Source organism: Pseudomonas sp. MIACH (assembly GCF_001269925.1).
Taxonomy (GTDB): domain Bacteria; phylum Pseudomonadota; class Gammaproteobacteria; order Pseudomonadales; family Pseudomonadaceae; genus Aquipseudomonas.
Genome location: NZ_LHVO01000017.1, coordinates 66,482 through 86,148, shown reverse-complemented (window position 1 = coordinate 86,148; position 19,667 = coordinate 66,482). Strand labels below are relative to the sequence as shown.

22 protein-coding genes are annotated in these 19,667 nt (G+C 61.2%); 17 read left to right on the top strand and 5 right to left on the bottom strand.

The features are described from left to right. Window position 1: 1 nt before the first annotated feature. Window positions 2-1,093, bottom strand: coding sequence for a chorismate synthase (gene aroC, locus AD670_RS06290; protein WP_053129368.1), 1,092 nt, complete (start codon window positions 1,091-1,093; stop codon window positions 2-4). Window positions 1,094-1,236: 143 nt separating this feature from the next. On the opposite strand from aroC, the gene AD670_RS06285 reads away from it, so the two are divergent. Together AD670_RS06285 and AD670_RS06280 are read left to right on the top strand one after the other, a co-directional pair. After that, window positions 1,237-2,199 (top strand): alpha/beta hydrolase, encoded by a 963-nt coding sequence (locus AD670_RS06285; protein ID WP_053129364.1) that lies wholly within the window; start codon window positions 1,237-1,239, stop codon window positions 2,197-2,199. Between the two features lie 99 nt (window positions 2,200-2,298). Beyond that, window positions 2,299-3,105 (top strand): hypothetical protein, encoded by an 807-nt coding sequence (locus tag AD670_RS06280; RefSeq protein WP_053129361.1) that lies wholly within the window; start codon window positions 2,299-2,301, stop codon window positions 3,103-3,105. Between the two features lie 70 nt (window positions 3,106-3,175). On the opposite strand, the gene prmB is transcribed toward AD670_RS06280, so the two are convergent. Continuing rightward, on the bottom strand, window positions 3,176-4,084 hold the full coding sequence (gene prmB / locus AD670_RS06275; protein WP_053129360.1) for a 50S ribosomal protein L3 N(5)-glutamine methyltransferase: 909 nt from the start codon (window positions 4,082-4,084) through the stop codon (window positions 3,176-3,178). Window positions 4,085-4,323: 239 nt separating this feature from the next. Between prmB and AD670_RS06270 the strand changes: the two genes are divergently transcribed. The 5 genes from AD670_RS06270 to AD670_RS06250 all read left to right on the top strand — a co-directional run bounded on the left by AD670_RS06270 (window position 4,324) and on the right by AD670_RS06250 (window position 7,106). Beyond that, window positions 4,324-4,914 (top strand): cysteine hydrolase family protein, encoded by a 591-nt coding sequence (locus AD670_RS06270; RefSeq protein ID WP_053129358.1) that lies wholly within the window; start codon window positions 4,324-4,326, stop codon window positions 4,912-4,914. 141 nt (window positions 4,915-5,055) lie between these two features. Beyond that, window positions 5,056-5,376, top strand: coding sequence for a hypothetical protein (locus AD670_RS06265; protein ID WP_053129356.1), 321 nt, complete (start codon window positions 5,056-5,058; stop codon window positions 5,374-5,376). 75 nt (window positions 5,377-5,451) lie between these two features. After that, on the top strand, window positions 5,452-6,009 hold the full coding sequence (locus AD670_RS06260) for a Smr/MutS family protein (RefSeq protein WP_053129354.1): 558 nt from the start codon (window positions 5,452-5,454) through the stop codon (window positions 6,007-6,009). Window positions 6,010-6,087: 78 nt separating this feature from the next. Continuing rightward, window positions 6,088-6,633 (top strand): GTP cyclohydrolase I FolE, encoded by a 546-nt coding sequence (gene folE / locus AD670_RS06255; RefSeq protein WP_003442011.1) that lies wholly within the window; start codon window positions 6,088-6,090, stop codon window positions 6,631-6,633. Window positions 6,634-6,734: 101 nt separating this feature from the next. After that, a complete protein-coding gene (locus tag AD670_RS06250; protein ID WP_027603930.1) occupies window positions 6,735-7,106 on the top strand; it encodes a glutathione S-transferase N-terminal domain-containing protein in 372 nt (123 codons plus the stop codon). Window positions 7,107-7,154: 48 nt separating this feature from the next. On the opposite strand, the gene AD670_RS06245 is transcribed toward AD670_RS06250, so the two are convergent. Genes AD670_RS06245 through AD670_RS06235 form a run of 3 tightly spaced genes read right to left on the bottom strand, consistent with a single transcriptional unit; the run spans window position 7,155 to window position 10,097 of the window. After that, window positions 7,155-7,481: a hypothetical protein gene (locus AD670_RS06245; protein ID WP_053129352.1), complete on the bottom strand. Its 327-nt coding sequence runs from the start codon at window positions 7,479-7,481 to the stop codon at window positions 7,155-7,157. After that, complete coding sequence (locus tag AD670_RS06240) at window positions 7,478-8,803, bottom strand: acyclic terpene utilization AtuA family protein (protein ID WP_053129351.1); 1,326 nt, start codon at window positions 8,801-8,803, stop codon at window positions 7,478-7,480. The genes AD670_RS06245 and AD670_RS06240 overlap by 4 nt, the downstream gene beginning before the upstream one ends. 1 nt (window position 8,804) lies before the next feature. Then, on the bottom strand, window positions 8,805-10,097 hold the full coding sequence (locus AD670_RS06235; RefSeq protein ID WP_053129349.1) for a CitMHS family transporter: 1,293 nt from the start codon (window positions 10,095-10,097) through the stop codon (window positions 8,805-8,807). A gap of 125 nt (window positions 10,098-10,222) precedes the next feature. Here AD670_RS06235 and AD670_RS06230 point away from each other — a divergent pair, with 125 nt between their 5' ends. The 10 genes from AD670_RS06230 (at window position 10,223) to AD670_RS06190 (ending at window position 19,664) form a co-directional block, all read left to right on the top strand. Next, entirely contained in the window at window positions 10,223-11,104 is an 882-nt protein-coding gene (locus AD670_RS06230) for a LysR family transcriptional regulator (protein ID WP_053129348.1), read from the top strand. Between the two features lie 189 nt (window positions 11,105-11,293). Further along, entirely contained in the window at window positions 11,294-11,599 is a 306-nt protein-coding gene (locus tag AD670_RS06225) for a hypothetical protein (RefSeq protein WP_053129346.1), read from the top strand. Then, window positions 11,580-12,887 (top strand): diaminopimelate decarboxylase, encoded by a 1,308-nt coding sequence (locus AD670_RS06220; RefSeq protein WP_053129343.1) that lies wholly within the window; start codon window positions 11,580-11,582, stop codon window positions 12,885-12,887. Before AD670_RS06225 ends, AD670_RS06220 begins: the two co-directional genes overlap by 20 nt. Before the next feature lie 10 nt (window positions 12,888-12,897). Next, a complete protein-coding gene (locus tag AD670_RS06215) occupies window positions 12,898-13,806 on the top strand; it encodes a hypothetical protein (protein WP_053129340.1) in 909 nt (302 codons plus the stop codon). A 1-nt stretch (window position 13,807) separates the two neighbouring features. Continuing rightward, entirely contained in the window at window positions 13,808-14,785 is a 978-nt protein-coding gene (locus AD670_RS06210) for a 3-oxoacyl-ACP synthase (RefSeq protein ID WP_053129337.1), read from the top strand. Continuing rightward, window positions 14,782-16,392: a class I adenylate-forming enzyme family protein gene (locus AD670_RS06205; RefSeq protein ID WP_053129334.1), complete on the top strand. Its 1,611-nt coding sequence runs from the start codon at window positions 14,782-14,784 to the stop codon at window positions 16,390-16,392. Before AD670_RS06210 ends, AD670_RS06205 begins: the two co-directional genes overlap by 4 nt. After that, window positions 16,370-16,624 carry a phosphopantetheine-binding protein gene (locus tag AD670_RS06200; protein ID WP_053129331.1) on the top strand — a complete coding sequence of 85 codons (255 nt, stop codon included), beginning with the start codon at window positions 16,370-16,372 and terminating at the stop codon, window positions 16,622-16,624. Before AD670_RS06205 ends, AD670_RS06200 begins: the two co-directional genes overlap by 23 nt. Then, window positions 16,625-16,846 (top strand): hypothetical protein, encoded by a 222-nt coding sequence (locus AD670_RS31885; RefSeq protein WP_256243873.1) that lies wholly within the window; start codon window positions 16,625-16,627, stop codon window positions 16,844-16,846. It abuts the gene before it with no gap. A gap of 6 nt (window positions 16,847-16,852) precedes the next feature. After that, window positions 16,853-18,178 carry an AMP-binding protein gene (locus AD670_RS06195; RefSeq protein WP_256243874.1) on the top strand — a complete coding sequence of 442 codons (1,326 nt, stop codon included), beginning with the start codon at window positions 16,853-16,855 and terminating at the stop codon, window positions 18,176-18,178. Next, the gene (locus tag AD670_RS06190; protein WP_053129328.1) at window positions 18,147-19,664 is read left to right on the top strand and encodes an AMP-binding protein; all 1,518 of its coding nucleotides are present in this window, start codon (window positions 18,147-18,149) and stop codon (window positions 19,662-19,664) included. The genes AD670_RS06195 and AD670_RS06190 overlap by 32 nt, the downstream gene beginning before the upstream one ends. Window positions 19,665-19,667: the final 3 nt, after the last annotated feature.

Sequence of the window (19,667 nt, the reverse complement as noted above, 5' to 3'; positions counted from 1 at the left end):
GTCACAGCTGGCCCAGCACCGGAGTACTCACGCGCACATCGGCGTTTTGCCCGCGATTGCGCAGCAGGTGGTCCATCAGCACGATGGCCATCATCGCCTCGGCAATCGGCGTGGCACGGATGCCCACGCACGGGTCGTGGCGGCCCTTGGTGATCACGTCCACCGGGTTGCCGTGCACATCGATCGAACGACCTGGGGTGGTGATGCTCGACGTGGCCTTGAGTGCCAGGTGCGCAACAATCGGCTGGCCGGAGGAAATGCCGCCGAGGATGCCACCCGCGTTGTTGCTGAGGAAACCTTGCGGGGTCAGCTCATCGCGATGCTCAGTGCCGCGCTGGGAGACGCAGGCGAAACCGGCGCCGATTTCCACGCCTTTCACCGCATTGATGCTCATCAGCGCGTGGGCCAATTCGGCGTCAAGGCGGTCGAAGATCGGCTCGCCCAGGCCTGGCTTGACGCCTTCGGCGACCACGGTGATTTTGGCGCCGACCGAATCCTGATCGCGGCGCAACTGGTCCATATAGGCTTCCAGCTCCGGCACTTTGTCCGGGTCGGGGCAGAAAAAGGCGTTGTCTTGCACGCTGTCCCAGGTCTTGAACGGGATTTCAATCGGGCCCAGCTGGCTCATGTAGCCACGGATGACGATGCCCTGGGTCGCCAGGTATTTCTTGGCGATGGCACCGGCGGCCACGCGCATCGCGGTTTCACGGGCCGAGCTGCGGCCACCGCCACGGTAGTCACGCTCGCCGTATTTGTGGTGGTAGGTGTAGTCGGCGTGGGCCGGGCGGAACAGATCCTTGATCGCCGAGTAGTCCTTGGACTTCTGGTCGGTGTTGCGAATCAACAGGCCAATGGCGCAACCGGTGGTGCGGCCTTCGAACACGCCGGAGAGGATCTCGACTTCGTCGGGCTCCTGGCGTTGGGTGGTGTGGCGGCTGGTGCCGGGCTTGCGACGGTCGAGGTCACGCTGCAGGTCTTCCAGGGACAGCTCAAGGCCGGGCGGGCAGCCGTCGACAATGGCGACCAACGCCGGACCATGGCTTTCGCCCGCGGTGGTGACAGTGAACAGCTTGCCGAAGGTATTGCCGGACATGCAGAGCGCTCCGTGAAATCAGTTGAATCAAGTCAACCGTAATAACTTAAGGCGGCCAGTATACGCAGGCTAATCGACTAGTTCATCCTCGAAACCTTACCGGTCGACATGGGTCCAACCGGCACCTCCCGAATAATGGCGCGATGATGCTACGAGTTTTACTGTTTACCCTCACCCTGTTTACCGCCGTGGCTCACGCCGCCTCCCCCGTCGTACTGCAACGCCCGATCAGCCTGGACACCGGTAGCGGTGAGCTGTTTGGCTCGCTGTTGTTGCCGCAGTCCGACAAGCCGGTGCCGGTGGTGTTGATCATCGCCGGCTCCGGCCCCACCGACCGCAACGGCAACAGCGCCGACGGCGCACGCAATGACAGTCTCAAGCGTCTTGCCTGGGTGCTGGCCCGGCACAACATCGCCAGCGTGCGCTACGACAAGCGCGGTGTAGCCGCCAGCCTGGCCGCCACACCCGACGAACGCAACCTGACCCTCGACGCCTACGTGGCCGACGCGGTGGCCTGGGGCAAATTGCTCAAGGCCGATAAACGCATGGGCCCGCTGATTGTGCTGGGCCACAGCGAAGGCGCGCTGGTTGCCGCCCTCGCCGCCCCCCAACTCGACCCGGCTGGAGTCATTTCCCTGTCCGGCAGCGCCCGCCCGGTGGATCAGGTGATCCGCCAGCAACTGGCCGATCACCTGCCACCTGCCCTGCTGCTGCGCAGCAATGAAATCCTCGATCACCTCAAGGCCGGCCAGGTGGATGCTGATGTGCCAGGCCCGCTGGAGGGCATTTTCCGACCCAGCGTGCAGCCTTATCTGATCAGCCTGTTTCGCGCCGACCCTTCAGCAGCCTTTGCGAAACTGCGCATGCCCGCATTGATCATCCAAGGCACCAACGATATTCAGGTAGGTGTCGGCGACGCTCAGCAACTGAAAAGGGCCAAGCCCGATGCCGAACTGACCGTGATCGAAGGCATGAACCACGTCATGCGCATCGTGCCCAACGATGTAAAGCAACAATTGGCCTCCTACAATGACCCACAATTGCCTCTCGCCGCTGAGTTGGGCAGCCGGTTGGTGCGCTTTATCGACGGACTTCAACCCCGTTAAGCGACAATTTGCCTCCAGTCCTGCAGAAAGCGGCCGATAAGCCCAGGGTCGACAGCAAAAAGACTGTCGACTGGCAGGGCTTGGACAGGATCACACCGCATGACAACCACTGAAGCAACACCGGAACCGACCGCCGACACCCCGGCTGAAAAAACCGAGGCCGTCGACGCGGCTCCCCTGCCGTGGGCGGAGGTTCAGGCCGAGCATTTCAAGATGCTGCGCCTGGCCCCACTGGCTACCGACCGCGCCACCGGTGTGCGACCGTTGCGGTTCGTGCAGTTCGGCTATGCCGAGCGCAATGACAAACACCACAGCCTGTTGCGCATGGTCATCCAGTTGCCGGGGCAGCGGGTTCGCCGCGAGCAGAACCACCTGGATATCTGGGTGGATCACGATAAACATCGCGTGCATTTCGGCCCGGGCAACAGCCTGGAAATCGAACCGGCCAACCGTGGCATCGGTCGCTTCCTGGTGGCCCAAGCCGCGGCATGGGCGAAGAAGAACTGGTCACACTACCGCGTCGACGGCGTCGACCTGGCCAACAAGGACGCACTCAACGAAGCCACACGCCTGCGCCGCGATCACTTCCTGCGCGTCCAGGGTTTCGATGTGGCCTACGCCGATGTGCAACACCTCAAGGGCAACGTACAGCCCGGCAAGGTCAGCGATGTGCTGGACAGCTGGAACACCGAGAAGGTGCAGTTTGTGGAGATCCTTGAAGCTGCGCAGATGCTGCAACAGGCCGAGCACAACCTGTTGGAGCAGGAAGTGAAGCTGCGCAAGGAAGAAGAAAAGGTCACCAAGTTCAAGCGTGAGGACAGCGGGTTGCGGTTTACCATCACCTGCCTGGTGGCGTTTACCGTGTTTCAGGCAGGGTTGTTGATCTGGATTGCCACGCACCGGTAGCCGGCTGGAATGCAATCAAAATGTGGGAGGGGGCAAGCCACCTCCCACATTGTTTGTTCTGTAAGGCTGGTTAAACCCGAGCGGCGAAGATTGCCTGATGTTCACGGCACTGTTCGGCCGTGAGCATGAACACCCCATGCCCACCCCGCTGGAATTCCAGCCAGGCGAAGTCCACTTCCGGGTACAACGCCTCGACATGCACCTGGCTGTTGCCCACCTCGACAATCAGCAAACCCTTCTCGTTCAGGTGGTCCGCCGCCTCGGCCAGCATGCGCCGCACCAGGTTCAAGCCATCGTCGCCACAGGCCAGGCCCAACTCCGGCTCGTGCTGGTATTCGTCCGGCATGTCGGCGAAGTCTTCGGCATCCACATACGGCGGGTTGGACACAATCAGGTCGAAGCGCTGGCCCGGCAGGCCGTCGAAGCCATCGCCCTGCACGGTGTACACGCGCTCGTCGACACCGTGGCGCTCGATATTCTGGTTGGCCACTTCCAGGGCTTCAAAGGACAAGTCGCCGAGCACCACTTCAGCGTCCTGGAACTCGTAGGCGCAGGCAATGCCGATGCAGCCGGAGCCGGTGCACAAGTCGAGGATGCGCGCCGGCGGCTGGGCCAGCCAAGGCTCGAAGCGGTTTTCGATCAGCTCACCGATGGGGGAACGCGGAATCAGAACGCGCTCGTCAACGATAAACGACATGCCGCAGAACCACGCCTCTTTAAGCAGGTAGGCAGTGGGCACCCGTTCATGAATACGGCGATGCAGCAAACGCTGTACGTGAGAGATTTCCTCTTCTTCCAGGTTGCAATCGAGATAGCTGTCGGCAATTTCCCATGGCAGGTGCAAGGCGCCGAGCACCAATTGCCGGGCTTCGTCCCAGGCATTGTCGGTGCCATGGCCAAAAAACAGGTCTTCCCCATGGAAACGGCTGACAGCCCAACGGATGTGGTCGCGCAAGGTGCGCAGGCGGGAAGTGATCACGGGGGCAGACTCCTGGAAAAAACGACTGGCAATTCTAACAGCCTTCGCCTGTACCGACGATGTACGAAAACCTGCCGCCGTACGTCGGATTTCATCCAAATCGCCATCATTCCGTTAAACATCTGCCCCCCTTGACATGGCTGCACGCCAGCAACGGCGTACCTTACGATAGTAGCGATTCACAGAACCGCTCAGCCAGTGGACAATGGCGCAAAAGCCCCCCTCACAGGAGCCCCAGAATGTCCGTTCCAAAGACGATGTTTCAACTCAGCGGTCGTGGTTACGCAGCAGCCAACCTTGGCCATGCGACCCTCGTGATCATCGATGCCCAAAAGGAATACCTCAGTGGCCCGCTCGCGCTCTCAGGCATGGACGCGGCGGTCGGCAACATCAAGCAACTGGTCGCCGCAGCACGCAATGCCGGGCGTCCGATCGTGCATGTGCGCCACCTTGGCACCGTGGGCGGCCTGTTTGACCCCCAGGGCGAGCGCGGCGAATTCATCCACGGCCTGGAACCCGCAGGTGACGAAACCATCGTTGACAAGCTGCTGCCCAGCGCCTTCCACGGCACCGGCCTGGAAAAACACCTGCAGGACCTAGGCTCCCTGGACCTGATCGTCTGCGGTTTCATGAGCCACTCCAGCGTCAGCACCACCGTGCGCGCCGCCAAGAACCTGGGCTTTCGCTGCACCCTGGTGGAAGACGCCTGCGCCACCCGCGACCTGCCTTGCAAAGGCGGCGTCCTGAGTGCCGAGCACGTACAGCAGACCGAAATGGCCATCATGGCTGACAACTTCGCGACCCTCGCGCTGACCAAAGATCTGATCTGATCGTCCTTCTGATGAGCGGCGCGACGTGTTTATGGCTCCGCTCATCCGCAAATGCCTGTCATTTGCTGCAATTGCCTCTGGTACAGGAACAACCTGTGTATCTTCCGGTCGAAGGGCCGATACCCTGGAGGAAAGGTCGGAATGAAGATATCCGATGGTTTTGACGCTCGTCGCTTGCGCCCCAAGGGCCCGAGCAACTGGCGTCTGCGCCTGGTGGCCGGCATTGCCGCGCTGCTGGCGATTGTAGGTGTGCTGCTGGCAGGTGCCGGTGGCGCCGGTTTGTTTGGTCACTCACCGGCCCTTGGCGAACTGAATGCCAGCCCCGGTGGCTCTGCCCTCCTGCTGGGCATTGGCTTGCTGGTGCTGTGGCTGGGCGTGTGGCTGTGGCGTCGCAGCCGCCGGAAGATGCGTCAGCCGTTGTCGCTGAACATCGCCTCGCACCTGATGAAAAAGCACGACTGATGGCGCATAGATAGCGTTTCCAGCGCCCTGGCCGCCGCGATTTAGGTAAACTGCCCGCCCTTCGCGGAGGCTGACATGCAAGACGACGATTTTTCCCTGTTCAAAAACGAGCTGCGCGGCGTCAAGCCGATCAAGCATGATCGCGCTGACACCGGCAAACCCAAGGCCGACCGTGCGCAGATTGCCAAACTGCGCCAAGCCGCGACCGTGCGCACCGACGCCACCACCGTGGATGGCCTGTCGGACCAGTTCGTCATCGACGTAGGCCCCGAAGACGAGCTGATGTGGGCCCGCGACGGCGTGCAGGAAAGCCAGATGCGCAAGCTCAAGGTCGGCCAGATCCCGTTCGAAGGCAGCCTGGACCTGCATGGCATGAACGTGGAAAAAGCCCGGGAAACCCTGTGGGCCTTCCTTGCCGAAGCCACCAAGTTCGAAATCCGCTGCGTGCGCGTCACCCACGGCAAGGCTGTGCGGTTGGACGGCAAGAAGCCCATGATCAAGAGCCACGTCAACACCTGGCTGCGCCAGCATGCCCAGGTGCTCGGCTTTACCTCGTGCCAGGCACGCCACGGTGGGGCGGGTGCGGTGTATGTGATGCTCAAGCGCACGATGATGGAAGGGCGCGACGAGTAACAAGTGCCATCGTCAGGCTTGCAGCGATGTGTCGGCCACCGTAACCTTGCGCTTTGCGAAAATCCCACAGGTAGTTTCATGTCCCTGGAACAGAATTACACCGCGATCCTCGGCCAACTCGGCGAGGACGTCTCCCGCGAGGGCCTGCTCGACACGCCTAAGCGTGCCGCCAAGGCGATGCAGTACCTTTGCCGCGGCTATGAACAGACACTCGAAGAAGTCACCAACGGTGCCTTGTTCAGTTCCGACAACAGCGAAATGGTGCTGGTCAAGGACATCGAGTTGTACTCGTTGTGCGAACACCACCTGCTGCCGTTTATCGGCAAGGCGCATGTGGCGTATATCCCGAGCGGCAAAGTGCTGGGCCTGTCGAAGGTCGCGCGGATTGTCGACATGTATGCGCGCCGCCTGCAGATCCAGGAAAACCTCAGCCGCCAGATCGCCGATGCCGTAATGCAAGTGACCGGCGCCCTGGGCGTGGCCGTGGTGATCGAAGCCAAGCACATGTGCATGATGATGCGCGGTGTGGAGAAACAGAATTCGTCGATGATCACTTCGGTGATGCTGGGTGAGTTCCGCGAAAACGCGGCCACCCGCAGCGAATTCCTCAGCCTGATCAAGTAACAGGCTGCGTAGGAAAAGACCGGCGTTCATCGCCGGTTTTTTTTCGCCCGCAGAATTAAGGTAAGCTGCGGCCCCTTCTTCATGGGCAAGAGGTTTCAGCCATGTTCGTCAAAGCACTTCGAGTGGGCCTCGGCCACGTCATCATCGCCGGCGACTTCCTTACCCGCCCGCGTAAAAAGCAGCGCCCTGCCGAACAACAGGCCCAGGTGAACGCCGCGGCCAAGGACCTGACCCTGTATCAATTCCACGCCTGCCCGTTCTGCGTGAAGACCCGCCGCACCCTGCACCGCCTGAATGTGCCGGTGGCATTGAAGGACGCGAAGAACAACGAGCAGGACCGCCAGACCCTGCTGGAGCAAGGCGGCAAGATCAAGGTGCCGTGCCTGCGCATCGAAGAGAATGGCCAGACCACCTGGATGTATGACTCCAAAGTGATCATCGATTACCTGGACAAGCGTTTCGCGGCGATCTGACAGACCTGCTGAGATCCAATGTGGGAGGGAGCTTGGCCCTTCCCACATTCAGTTGGATGTTGGCAAATCCAGGTCCAGTTCCAGCAGCGCTGACCCGAGGCACTTGCCATGGGCATCCAGCGCCAGCGAGCGGGTCACGCCGCCGCGCAATATCCCCGGCAGTACGAAGTTCAGCGCTTGCACGTTGGGCAACTCATAACGCCGTACCGGCGCAGCGCCAGGTTCCAGCAAGCCCGCAAAAAACTCGGCCACGCGTTCGGCCGTGAGCTGCTCACGCAGCAACGGATAATCCTCGGCGCGATAGGCGATGATCGAAATGTTCGAGGTATCGCCCTTGTCGCCGGTACGGGAATGGGCCAGCGTGTGCAGTTTCATGCTTCGATCCTCGGGTTGACCGCGTCACGGGGCAGCAGTAACGACGCCACCGCCACTACCTGCCGCACGCTCTTGCTTGCACCACCGCCGCCGGACGGGCCGTTGGTGTAGAGGGTTTCCACTTCATTGCCGACCCGCACCGCTTCGCTGCGTTCTTCACAGCGGGCAGCCACTCGCAGGCGTACTTCCCAGGGCTCCACGCTGCTGCGTGGACCGTGCAGCGAGTCCATGCCGATCAGTTCGGCGCGTACATCCTGCATCTTCACGCCCATCAGTTCCAAACGCTTGAGTACGACATCCCGCGCCAGCTGCGCCCGTGCGACCGCGCCGGGGCCGCCGTAGGACATCTGCCCTTCGCCAATCCAGCCATCCAGGTAGCCAACGCTCACCTTCAACTGCTCGGGCCGTGCGCGACCACCCGCCCCTTGGGCGCGAACGCGATTCACGGCCTCTTCGACAAACCCCACGTGGGAGAAGTCGGCCGTCACGTCAGGCGTCAAATACGCCGCAGGGTCATGCACTTCGTAGATCAGTTGTTCTGTGCAGGTGGCACGGCTGACCCGCCCACCGGAACCTGCAACCTTGGTAATCACGGCCTCACCGTCGGCATCGATCTCGGCCAACGGGAAACCCAGGCGCGCAAGGTCGTCCACATCCTTAAAGCCAGGATCGGCAAAATAACCACCGCTGACCTGCCCGGCACACTCCAGCAAATGCCCGACCAACGTGCCGCGCCCCAGGCGCTGCCAGTCGTCCACCGCCCAGCCGAATTCAAATACCTGCGGGGCAAGGAACAGCGACGGGTCGGCCACACGCCCGGTGATCACCACATCGGCGTCGGCGCGCAAGGCATCAAGAATGCCGTCGACGCCCAGGTAAGCATTCGCGGAAATCACCCGCGCGCCCAGTGAGCCCACGGTCTGGCCGTTATCCAGTACCTGCTCGGGGCGCAAGACGTCCAGCACGTCATCGCCCACCACGGCCACGACCTTGAGGCTCAAGCCCAGCGCATCGGCAATCCGCCGCACTTCGACCGCCGCCGACACCGGGTTGGCCGCGCCCATATTGGTGATCACCCGCAGGCGGCGCCGCCCTTCATGGCGGCCGACGTAAGGCAACACACGCTGCATGCGCTCACTGAGCAGCGGGTCATAACCACCCTGCGGGTCGCTGATGCGTGCCTGTTGCGCCAGGGCGATGGTGCGTTCGGCCAGACACTCGAACACCAGGTAATCCAGATCGCCCAGTTCGGCCAGTTCCACGGCAGGTTCGATGCGGTCGCCGGAATAGCCGGCACCGGAACCGATGCGCAAGGTTTTCATCTCAAATCACTCCCAGGAGCAACGCGGTCAGGGTCATCAACACCGACGCGGCAAACAGAAAAGGGATGGTGAAGCGCTGGTGATCGGCCAATTCGATCTTGCACAGGCCCACCAACAGAAAGGTCGCCGGGGTCAGCGGGCTGACCGGAAAACCGGTGGTGTGCACGCCCAGCAACGACGCCTGGGCCACTTGCAGTGGGTCGACGCCCAAGGCTTTGCCGACTTCGGCAATCACCGGCATCACGCCGAAATAGTAGGAGTCGGGGTCGAACAGCATGCTCAGCGGCATGGAAATAAAGCCCACCACCGCCGGGATCAGCTTGCCGTGGCCAGCGGGAATCTGCGCCACCGCCACTTCAGCGATGGCCTTGAGCATGCCCGTGCCTTGCATGATGCCGGTGAACACCCCGGCGGCGAGCAGGATACTGGCCATGGTCAGGGCGGTTTTAGCATGGGCATCGATGCGGGCGCGCTGGGCGTCGACGTTCGGGTAGTTGATGCACAGCGCCACCACCGTGCCGAGCATGAACATCACCACCGGGTCGACCCAGCCGGCGATCATCACCACCATGACCAGCACGGTCAGGACCAGGTTGACCCAGAACAGGCGTGGGCGGCGCAGCTTGATGTCGTCGTCGCTGAGCACCCGTTGCGGCACGGCATCCACCGTGGAGCCGGCCCCCAGGCCGAGGCGTTTTTCTTCACGCCGGCCGAGCCACCATGCGCAGGCAAAGACGAAGATCAGGCCGACGATCTGCACCGGGATCAGCGGCTGGAACAGGTCCGCCACCGGTACATGCAAGGCCGCTGAGGAGCGCAGCACCGGGCCGGTCCACGGCAGGAAGTTGACCCCGGCCGCCATCGCACAGACACAGGCGAGGATGCGTTTATCGATACCCAGCCGCGTATACAAGGGCAACATCGCCGGCACCGTCACCAGAAAAGTGACCGCCCCGGAACCGTCCAGGTGCACCAGCAGGGCCAGGGTCGCGGTGCCGACCACAATGCGTGTAGGACGTGTCCCGACCGTGCGCAGGATGCGATCAATGATGGGGTCGAGCATGCCGGCGTCGGTCATGATCCCGAAAAACAGGATCGCGAACACAAACATGCCCACTACGGGGGCGACGTTCTTGATGCCGCTAATGATGAAGGCACTGGTTTGCAGGCCAAACCCGCCGAGCAGCGCGGCGATGATCGGCAAGGCGATCAGGGCCACCAGTGGCGAAAGGCGTTTGCTCATGACGGCAGCGAGCAGGCACAGGATGGTAATGACACCCAGGGTAGCGAGCATGGGTTACTCCAGAGCGGCCTTGGTGGCCGGTTATTGTTTTCCCTGGAGTATTGGAAGCGCGCTAGTCTTTGTAAATTGGAATATTCACCCATCAGTGTTCGGAAAAACAAAATGAAGCCATGCTTATGAAAAACAGCATCCAACACATACAAGCGTTCCTTGCAGTGGCGCGCACCGGCAGCTTTACCAAGGCTGCCAACGAGCTGCATCTGTCCCCTTCGGCGCTGACCGTGCAGGTACAACAACTGGAAGACTGGCTCGGCGTCGTCCTGCTCGACCGCAGCCCCCGGCATGTGAGCATCACCGCCGCCGGCCAGGAAGCGCGCGGCCCGATGGAAAAACTGCTGCTGGACCTGGACAACATCGTCACCGGCTCCCGCGACCTCGCCGCCTTGCGCCGGGGCGTGGTGACCATCGCCGCCCTGCCCTCGGTCTGCGCCGGCAGCCTGCCGCCGGTGCTCCGTCTGTTTCGCGAGCGTTTTGGCGGAATAGAAGTCCGCCTGCAGGACCTGGTGGCCCACCGCATTCATGCCCAGGTGCGCGCAGGCGAGGTGGATTTCGGTATCGGTGTGCGGGCGCGATTGAGCCATGGGCTGGCATTTGTCCCGGTGCTGAATGATCGACTCTGTGCGTTCGTACCGCTGGATCATCCGCTGACGCGGCATAAGCAGTTGACACTGGAACAACTGGCGCAACACCCGATCATCCTCACCGGCCGCGACAGCAGCGTGCGCGAGCAAGTCGATGCGCTGTTCGATGCGACGCGGCTGACGATGAACGCCGGCATGGAGGCCAACTACATGTCGACAGTCCTGGCGTTGGTGCGCCAGGGGCTGGGGATCAGCGTGCTGCCCGAGTCAGCGGCGGACAGCCTGGAGGGACTGCGGCGCATCAGCATTGATCATCCGGGGGTCAACCGCGAGATCGGCTTGATCACCCGCAGCGCCATGAATTTAAGCCCGGCAGCGCAACGCTGCTTTGAGTTGTTGAAAGACGAACTGCGCTGACGGCCGCGCACCCCGCTGAGATAGCCAGCCGACCGGAGCGCATGACTGCATGCGCCCGAAGTTCACCCTCTAGAAGATCGAATTAATCAATATAAAGAGCCGGGAAAGCGCCGTTGCAATTTCAAGCAAATCTCACTATTCGCCATGGATATGATCACGCTCACATGACGTTTAAAGGGTGTCAAATTCATGAGCGCTTCACCAAAAACGACACGGGCCTTCATTCTTTCAGCGCTGCAAAACATAGGCGTTACCCCAGATAAGTTGCAGGCCATCGATGACGGTGCGCAGATCTACGGACCCGAGGGGTTATTGGACTCCATCCATATAGTCGGGCTGATCTCGGAGATTGGCGAATGGGTCGACAGCCGCGCCGGTAACACTAAGAGTTTCTTCGATATCCTGGATGAGGATCTGTTCGAAAACTTCAAGGATATCAATTGGATTGAGTCGTTATTAAATGGAAAATTCAGTCATGTCAGCTTTTCCTCCTGATAGTCATTATATAAACGCCGATAAAATCGAAGACATCCCTTATAAACTCCTGGCCGATAAAGTGCCCACGCCCTTTTATGCCTACAGTGCCACGCAAATAAAAACTGACTTTGCCGAACTTAAATGCGCATTGCCCGAGGGCATCGATTATTTTTATTCGCTCAAGGCTAACCCGAATAAATCCCTGGTCGCCCTATTACATAAAGCCGGCGCCGGCTGCGAAGTCTGTTCGCTGGTTGAATTGAAAATTGCACTACGCCAAGGTGTAGCGCCGGCCGAGATCATTTTTGTCGGTCCCGGCAAACATATTAATGAGCTGACCCAGTGTTGCCTCGCGGGTATTAAAGCCGTGGTGGTCGAATCCATCGAGGAAATGCATTTACTCAACGACATCGCGTCCAGCCTGGGGGTGACCCAGGCCATCGCGCTGCGTATCAACCCCGACTTTACCGGGGAAAAAGCCAAGTTGGTCATGAGCGGCAAGCCCCGGCAGTTCGGTATCGATGAACAACTGCTGCCACAGGCATTTGCCACGCTCGATCAGCTCTCGCACCTGCGCCTGGCAGGCCTGCATATTTACCTCGGCACTCGCATTCTCGACTGGCAGGCCCTTGCCAACAACACGCAAAACATCCTGGCACTGGCCGCCACGCTGCAACAGACCTATGAAACAGCGCTGGATTTCGTCGATGTGGGCGGAGGCTTCGGGGTGCGCTATTTCGACAAAGAGAAAGCACTCGACCTGGCCGCCTTGGGACAAGCCCTGCAGCCCATCGTGAACGATTACCGCGGGGCATTCCCACGCTGCAAAATCGTGATCGAACTGGGCCGGTTCCTGATTGCGCGGGCCGGCATTTTCGTCACGCGGGTCAACTACCTCAAGCCGTCCCGGGACGAGTGGTTTGCCGTGTGCGATGGCGGGGCCAACTGCCACGGCAGTGCCGCCGGCATCAACTCCCTGATCCGTCGAAACTTCCCGATGGCACGCCTCGGCCCCGCCACGCCGGGCGAGCTGCATCGCTATCAAGTAACCGGCCCGCTGTGCACGCCGACCGACTTGCTGGGTGAAAACATCATGCTCGCCGAACTGCGCTCAGGGGACCTGATCGGCATCGGGCACTCCGGTGCCTATGGCGCCAGCGCATCGCCGGTGGGTTTCTTGAGTTTCGGTCATCCGGCGGAAGTTCTCGTGGAAAACGATCAAGCCTTTCTGATCCGCACGGCCGATGGCATAGACGCCCTGCTCGCCCCCCAGGTGTACCAACACCTGTCTTTGGCCAGCGCCTGAAGGAATCGTTATGTCTCTGCAGTTTGCGGCTACTCACATCCTGTGGCGCCAGTTCGAAAGGCACAGCGCTGCGCCTGCCGTAGACGACGCCCAGCTCAAACAGGTCAAGGACTTCGTCGAGGCCTTTTTCCACGCCCATGGCCATACCGCTCAAGCCCAGGACCGGCATGCCTCGCGCTGGTACGCCGCCCAGCACCTCACGTTCAGGGCAATGCTGACGCAATTGGTCGGTGAACTGGCCACCCAGATCCCGCTCAATGACGTGGAACTGGTGGTGCTGGCTCACTGGACACCAGACGTGGAGGTCGGCTGCTCGGTGACCAACGCCATCATTCACCAGACCGGCGCCCATGACGCCTTTGGCATCGCCATCAGCGATCACGGCCTGAGCAGCCCGTTCCTGGCGCTGCAAGCCATCGAGGACTACCTCGACGACACCAACGCTGGCCGCCCTGGGAAAAAAGCCCTGCTGCTGATCGCCGACCAGGACGCCATCATGTACCCCAGCCCGAGCCTGGAACGTTTCAATCCGGTGGCCAGCGCCTGCGTCGTGATGCTGCAAAAGCGCGCAGACGAACCCGCCGACGGCCGAGCGACCGGCATCGTGTTCAAACAGTATCGAACCGTGCCTTTCCCGGCGACGCAACACGCACTGGAGACGCTGCTCAACAGGCTGGATATGTTCACGTCGATGGAAGAACACCTGCCCCTGTTGATCCTGACCACAGCGTGTTTCGCCGCACAGCTGCGCACGCACGCACAGTGGACGAGCCACCGCATCGAGAGCTGGGACGACGCACTGCTCTGCAGCGCCCCGTGGGCGCGTTTACAACAATTGGCACCGAACAGCCACCGTATCCTGATGATGCAGCCCCAGGATAACGCGCTGAGCTGTGCAGGCCTTGTGGTGGGGGACTGAGATGTACATCCACACCATCACCAGCCTGGTCGCGGCGAACCTCACCCCGCTGCCAGCCCTGGCGCAAAAATATGCCTGGGGAGAACGCAACACGAAAATATTCAGCCGCTTCCATCGAATGGAATCGGCCAGCCTGTTCGAACACGAGGCGTTGCCGGACCTGATCATGCAATTGCTGCGGCAGTTCCAGGCCGAGTGCGACCCGGTATTGTTCGGGAACATTGGCTATGTCGCCTGGGCCCACTCCCTCAATTGCCCCAGCCCTTTTGACGTTGTCCCCGGCCTGGCCAACGACCTGCGCAGTTTGTTGGGTCGCCCGCAGGCTGAGTTTTTTTCTATCACCCAGGCATCGTGTGCATCGGCGCTGGTCGGGCTGAAGTTTCTCGACGCCAAACTGACGGCGGCACATGCCAGGCAAGACAAGCTCTGCGGCTTACTGATCACCGGGGAAAAGTGCTTCCACGACACCGTGCAATACGTCGATCAGAATGGCTACTTCGGCGAAGCCCTGTGCGCGACCCTGCTCAGCCCGGAACCCTCGCCCGGCGCCTTGCGCGTGAGTGCCGTGCATATCCGCCAACTGGCCGCCTATGGCACACGTCTGCGCGCGACGGATCGCGACAGCGAAAACGCCTACGACCACGCCTTTATCCCCACCATGGTCGAGACCGTACAGGGCGCACTGCAGCACGCCGGACGGCGTCCTGAAGAGCTGCGTACGCTGATCCCATACCACATCAGCCCGCCCACCTTCGACCGGATCGCCGACCGCGCCGGCTTTGCCCGGGACATCATTTACCGGCGCCATCTGCACCGCCTGGGCCACTGCTTTTGCAGCGATGCATTCATCAACCTGAAAAGCCTGCGGGCACACGGCGAGAACGCGGGCGCCGTAAACCCCATCCTGGCCCTGGCTTCCGGTATCGCGGGCACTTTTGCCGCCGTCGTTCTTGAATTCAATAGTGAGGATGAGACATGAGCACAAACCATTTGAGCCAGTGGCTGGTGCAGGCCGCACAGCAGTTCCCGGATAAAACGGCGCTGGTGGAAGGCGAGAATGAAGTCACCTGGGCCGCACTGCATCAACGCGTGATCAATACCGCTGCCTACTTGCGCAAGCAGCAGGTTGAACGCGGTGACAGGGTCTTGGTGTGGCTCCCCAATGGGGTGGATTTCGTCGTCTGCTTCTGGGCTGTGCAGTTTCTGCAGGCGGTGTTTGTCCCGGTAAACCCGGACACACCGCTGGCACGGGTCGGCTGGCTGCTCGATAACGCTGAGTCACGCCTGTTGATTGCCCAGGCCGGCCAAGCCACCGCGCTGGCAGCGGCACCCGCAACCCCGGCGTTGCGCATGCTGTTTGATCAACTGCCGGACACGCAGCCAAGCGGTTCGCCGCTGTTGTCCCTGGCGCAGATTGCGGCACTGGCACCGCCGCCGCCGCTGGCGGTCCAGGGTGCACTGGATATCGATCTGGCCTGCCTGATCTACACCTCGGGTTCCACGGGCGACCCGAAGGGCGTCATGTTGACCCAGCGCAACATGCTCAGCGCCGCGGACTCTGTCGCCAGCTATCTGCAATTGGAGGCCAGCGACCGGATTTTCTGCACCATCCCCATGAGCTTCGACTACGGCCTGTATCAAGCGATCATGACCGCCAGGATGGGCGCGACGCTGATTATCGAAAAGGATTTCAGCCGTCCGCTGTTTGCCCTCAAACAGCTGGTCAAGCACAAAGCGACCGTGCTGCCGATCGTGCCCACGCTGCTGGCGATCATTGCCCCGTTGGCCAAACGCTATGACTTCTCCTCCCTGCGCACCATCACCAACACCGCAGCGGCCTTGCATCCCAGCGATATCGACCTGTTGCTCTCGCTGTTCCCGCAAGCCCGGATTTTCTCCATGTATGGGCTGACCGAATGCCATCGCTGTACCTGGCTGCCTCCTGCCTTGTTGTCCGAGCACAAAGACAGCGTCGGCTATGCCATCCCGAACACCGAACTGTGGGTGGTGGATGATGCCGGCGTTGCCCACCGCAACAATGCCAGCGGCGAACTGGTGATCCGTGGCGCGACCGTGATGCGCGGCTACTGGCGCAACCCGGAGCAGACGGCAAAGAAACTGCGCCCAGGTCCATTGCCCGGCGAGTCGGTCCTGTACACCGGTGACCTGTGCCGGCTGGATGAGCAGGGCCTGCTGTATTTCCTCTCGCGCAAGGACGACATCCTGAAAACCAATGGCGAAAAAGTCGCCCCTCGGGAAGTCGAGGCCGTACTCAGGCGCGTACCGGGTGTGCTGCAGGTCGCAGTGATCGGCGTCGCCCACCCGATCCACGGTGATGAAATCGTGGCCTGTATCGAATGCGTCGAGCCCTTGGACATCGCGACGCTCAAAGCCTTTTGCCAGGTCCATCTTGAAGCCTATAAACGGCCACATCGCTATTACTTCAGCGAAGCCTTGCCGAAAAACCACAACGGAAAAGTCGATCGAGGCCAACTGGCCGTCCTCCTGCCGCGCCAGCAGAAAAACCTCAACGTCGGGTGCACACAAACCACAGGGAGTCACCATGCATACGCCAACCATCATTGAAGCCATCGGGCTGGTCCTGGAGAGTTCCGACCTCTCGGAACTGAGTGCCAAGACCCACCTGGAACGCGATCTGGGATTTGAGAGTGGCCTGTATATCGAACTGATCATGTACCTCGAAGAGCGCATCGAGGACTTGGTGCTCGACCCTGCCACCCTGGAGTTCCAGCACTTCGAAACGGTGGGCAGCCTGTCGAACTTCATTGAGCTCCAGCTCTCCAGCCGGGCGGCGTAAATGGACGCCTGGTCTGAACTCATTGCGGTGTTCATGCGCTTTGGAGGCCAATCGCATACCGCCTGGCGCCTCCATTCACTGACCTACAGTTATGAGGCGCTCAGTCAGCGTGCGCAGGACATCGCCGTTGAAATCGTGAGCCGGCAGCCGAACAGTCACACGCCGCTTGCGCCGGTCCTGGTGTATGGCCACAAGTCCTTCGACTTTCTCGCCGCCTGGTAGGCCTGCCTGCTCTGCGGCTGCCCGATCGTGCCGGTGGAGTCAGACAACACACCCGAGCGTCTGGAGCGGATCGCCCACACGGTCGGAGCACGCCTGATTCTCAACACCGACGCCCTCCCGCTGTGCGCCACAGACGCCCAGGTGGTCGCTCTCACCGACGTGCCCTGGCAACACCATGATGAGACGGCGCTCCGGCATTTACTGGACGGTACCCGCCAGCGGTTCGACAACGGCACCGACACCGCACTGGCTTACATCATGTTTTCCTCGGGCACCACCGGGGAGCCCAAGGGCATTCAAATCAGCCTGGGCAACCTGGTGGACTTCGTGGCGTGGATCGGTCGCGACTTTGCGCTGCACGGCGCGATCAGCGGGAATGTGCGCTACTGCTTCGATGTCTGCCTGTTTGAGATCTGGCTTGCCTGGCAGTTTCTGCAACCGCTGTCGGTGCTCGATCATCGCGAGCTGATCAACACCCGCAAGATGATTGCCCAGCATGCGCAAATGGCGCTGACCTGCTGGGTGTCCACGCCGTCGATGATGCGTCTCTACCTGCTCGACCCGACGTTCAACGCCCAGGCACTTACGCAATTGCGCCGCTTTATTTTCTGCGGGGAAACGCTGCCCAAGGAAATCGTCACCCAGCTATGGGCACGCTTCCCCGGCAGCGAGGTGATCAATACCTACGGCCCGACCGAATGCACCGTGGCCGTTTCCCAGGTACTGATCACCGCAGACATGGTGGCCTCGTCACTGCCCCTGCCGATTGGTCGGGCCAGGCCGGGCGCGATGCTGCACCTGGCGCCGCCCCTGGACGCCTCGGGCCGCGGCCAACTGTTGATCAGTGGCGAATGTGTCGGCCCTGGCTACCTCAACGCCGCACCCGCGCGCCAGGCCAATTTCAGCCAGCGCGCAGGCCGGGCCACTTATGCCACCGGCGATATCGGCCTGTTCGATGGCTCCTGGTACTACTTCCTCGGGCGGGAAGACGGCGAGGTCAAGATCCAGGGCCACCGTATTGACCTGCATGAAATCGAACGCTTCCTGCGCGACCACAGCCTGGTCGCCGATGTGGTGGTCGAGCCGTACTGGCGCAAGGGCAACGCCGAGGCGATCCAGGCCTGTGTGATTCTCAACGGCGCCTGTGAGTTGTCACAGCTTGGCAGCGCCATGCAAGCCCATTTCCCCCCGTGGGCTATCCCACGTTACTGGTACAGCACCCCACACACCGTACTCAATCACAACGGCAAGCTGGATCGTTCAGCAGCCCGCCAACTGGCTTTGGACAACGGAGATAAATATGTTTTTATCGCAAATCAAACCGCTGTTTGAGCGGCTCAAGAACCAGCACACGACTACCGCGCTGATCACCCAGCAAGGCACCTGCAGCTTTGCCGAACTGGGCCGGCGCACCGCAGCGATTGCCCAGGTGCTCGCACCATGGGCCGGCCGCAACGTGTTGATCCACGGCCATAAGCAAGTGGATGCGGTGGCGGCCATGCTGGCGTGTGTCAGCCAGGGATGCTGCTTCACGTTCGTCGACCAGGCCAACCCGGTTTCGCGGATTGAAAAGATTGCCAGCCTGACCGCTGCCGAACTGATCCTCACGGCGACATCACAGCCGCTGGAAGGGCTGGAGCGCTGGCCGCAATGGGTCTTGCCCAGCCTGGAAAACGGCGACCCGGCGTCACTGCCGCTCGAACCGGAACTGATCCAGCCGCTGTTTTATATCCTCCCCACTTCAGGCAGCACCGGCGAGCCGAAGGGTGTCGTCGTCAGCTACGAAAACTTCGCCGCGTTTTCGGCGTGGTACAGCCCGCTGGTCATCGACGATATAGCCCACGGCTGCCATGTGAACCACGCCTGCTTCTCTTTCGACATGGGCATTCTCGATCTCTTCCCGGTGCTGTGCCAGGGCCGCGCCCTGCTGATGCTGGACCATCGCCACAATATGCTGCCACGGCAAAATATCCATCTGATGTCGAGCCAGGCACAACACCCGGTCACCAGTTGGTTTTCGACCCCCAGCTTTGTCGACCTGATGTTGAAAGACCCGTTGTTCTGCCAACAACAGCTTGGGCAGTTGAAGCGGTTCTTCATGGCTGGCGAGCGTATTTCGCTGGGCCTGGTGACCCAACTGCAGACACGCTTTCCCGGGCTGGAGGTCATGCACGGCTACGGCCCCACCGAGGCCACCTGCATGACCCACGTGTTCAAGTTGGGCTGCCCGCCCGAACAGAGCGATGGCCTGCTGTCCCTCGGCAAAGTCTGTGGCACCAATGGGGTCAGGGTGGTGGATGCCGACGGCCGCGGACTGCCCGCCGGAGAGATGGGCCAGGTGCGCTTGTACGGTCCGCAAGTCGCCCTGGGTTACCTGCCCGAAGACCACCCGCGTAACGACGCCTTCAACCTGGACGAGTTCGGCCGCTATTACGCCACCGGCGACCGGGGGTTCCTGGACGACGATCAGGCCCTGTTCATCTGCGGTCGCGACGATGGCCAACTCAAGCTGCACGGTAACCGGATCGAACTGGCTGAAATCGAAAGCACGGTCTGCCGCTACATCGAGGTCACCCAGTGTTGCGTGATACCGGTCATGGAAGAAGGCAAGGCCGTCGACCTGCAACTCTTCATCCAGTTGAGCGATGACAGCGCCCACCACCGTGACGCATTGCGTCGCTTCCTGGCCGAACAATTACCCGGCTACATGATCCCGAAATCCATGTTCTTTTGTCAGGAGTTCCCTATCACGCTGCACGGCAAGATCGATCGCCAGCTCCTGGTGAAACGGCATACGGCCCAGCCTGAAATCGCCTGAGCG

Bases quoted from the DNA above. Each gene is read 5' to 3' on its own strand.
- AD670_RS06235 (WP_053129349.1), bottom strand. From the start codon at position 10,097: ATGCTCGCTACCCTGGGTGTCATTACCATCCTGTGCCTGCTCGCTGCC.
- AD670_RS06210 (WP_053129337.1), top strand. From the start codon at position 13,808: ATGTACATCCACACCATCACCAGCCTGGTCGCGGCGAACCTCACCCCG.
- aroC (WP_053129368.1), bottom strand. From the start codon at position 1,093: ATGTCCGGCAATACCTTCGGCAAGCTGTTCACTGTCACCACCGCGGGC.
- AD670_RS06220 (WP_053129343.1), top strand. From the start codon at position 11,580: ATGTCAGCTTTTCCTCCTGATAGTCATTATATAAACGCCGATAAAATC.
- AD670_RS06205 (WP_053129334.1), top strand. From the start codon at position 14,782: ATGAGCACAAACCATTTGAGCCAGTGGCTGGTGCAGGCCGCACAGCAG.
- AD670_RS31885 (WP_256243873.1), top strand. From the start codon at position 16,625: ATGGACGCCTGGTCTGAACTCATTGCGGTGTTCATGCGCTTTGGAGGC.
- AD670_RS06285 (WP_053129364.1), top strand. From the start codon at position 1,237: ATGATGCTACGAGTTTTACTGTTTACCCTCACCCTGTTTACCGCCGTG.
- AD670_RS06190 (WP_053129328.1), top strand. From the start codon at position 18,147: ATGTTTTTATCGCAAATCAAACCGCTGTTTGAGCGGCTCAAGAACCAG.
- AD670_RS06225 (WP_053129346.1), top strand. From the start codon at position 11,294: ATGAGCGCTTCACCAAAAACGACACGGGCCTTCATTCTTTCAGCGCTG.
- AD670_RS06265 (WP_053129356.1), top strand. From the start codon at position 5,056: ATGAAGATATCCGATGGTTTTGACGCTCGTCGCTTGCGCCCCAAGGGC.
- AD670_RS06270 (WP_053129358.1), top strand. From the start codon at position 4,324: ATGTCCGTTCCAAAGACGATGTTTCAACTCAGCGGTCGTGGTTACGCA.
- AD670_RS06245 (WP_053129352.1), bottom strand. From the start codon at position 7,481: ATGAAACTGCACACGCTGGCCCATTCCCGTACCGGCGACAAGGGCGAT.
- AD670_RS06240 (WP_053129351.1), bottom strand. From the start codon at position 8,803: ATGAAAACCTTGCGCATCGGTTCCGGTGCCGGCTATTCCGGCGACCGC.
- AD670_RS06250 (WP_027603930.1), top strand. From the start codon at position 6,735: ATGTTCGTCAAAGCACTTCGAGTGGGCCTCGGCCACGTCATCATCGCC.
- AD670_RS06215 (WP_053129340.1), top strand. From the start codon at position 12,898: ATGTCTCTGCAGTTTGCGGCTACTCACATCCTGTGGCGCCAGTTCGAA.
- AD670_RS06260 (WP_053129354.1), top strand. From the start codon at position 5,452: ATGCAAGACGACGATTTTTCCCTGTTCAAAAACGAGCTGCGCGGCGTC.
- AD670_RS06280 (WP_053129361.1), top strand. From the start codon at position 2,299: ATGACAACCACTGAAGCAACACCGGAACCGACCGCCGACACCCCGGCT.
- AD670_RS06200 (WP_053129331.1), top strand. From the start codon at position 16,370: ATGCATACGCCAACCATCATTGAAGCCATCGGGCTGGTCCTGGAGAGT.
- folE (WP_003442011.1), top strand. From the start codon at position 6,088: ATGTCCCTGGAACAGAATTACACCGCGATCCTCGGCCAACTCGGCGAG.
- AD670_RS06230 (WP_053129348.1), top strand. From the start codon at position 10,223: ATGAAAAACAGCATCCAACACATACAAGCGTTCCTTGCAGTGGCGCGC.